Origin of the sequence: Paraburkholderia sp. SIMBA_054, from assembly GCF_046534875.1 — a bacterium.
GTDB classification, from domain to species: domain Bacteria; phylum Pseudomonadota; class Gammaproteobacteria; order Burkholderiales; family Burkholderiaceae; genus Paraburkholderia; species Paraburkholderia hospita.
Genome location: NZ_JAWRXV010000359.1, coordinates 1 through 361 on the forward strand (window position 1 = coordinate 1; position 361 = coordinate 361).

Annotated in this window: 1 pseudogene; it reads left to right on the forward strand. The window is 53.7% G+C overall.

Annotated elements, in window-relative coordinates:
• Positions 1 to 361, forward strand: a pseudogene (locus SB822_RS55485) (bifunctional riboflavin kinase/FAD synthetase); the annotation flags it as partial.

Genomic DNA, 361 nt, shown 5'->3' on the forward strand with positions numbered 1-361 from the left:
GTAATTTCGATGGTGTCCATCGCGGCCATCAGGCTGTGCTGGAGCGCGCGCTGGAGATTGCTGAAAAAAGCGGTCTGCCAGCAGTAGTCCTGACTTTTGAACCGCACCCGCGTAGCTTCTTCAAGCCAGATGCGCCGATCGATCGTTTGACCGCAGCAGCAAAGAAGGCTGAGATTCTGCGTCTGATGGGTTTTGATGCGGTCGTTGAGCAACCATTTACCGGTGAGTTCTCGTCTCGCTCTGCGGAGGACTTCGTTGAACACATTCTGGTTGAAAGATTGCACGCAAGCTGTGTGGTCACCGGTTATGATTTTCATTTCGGCAAGGGCCGGCGCGGAACACCGGAATTTCTTCAGAAAGC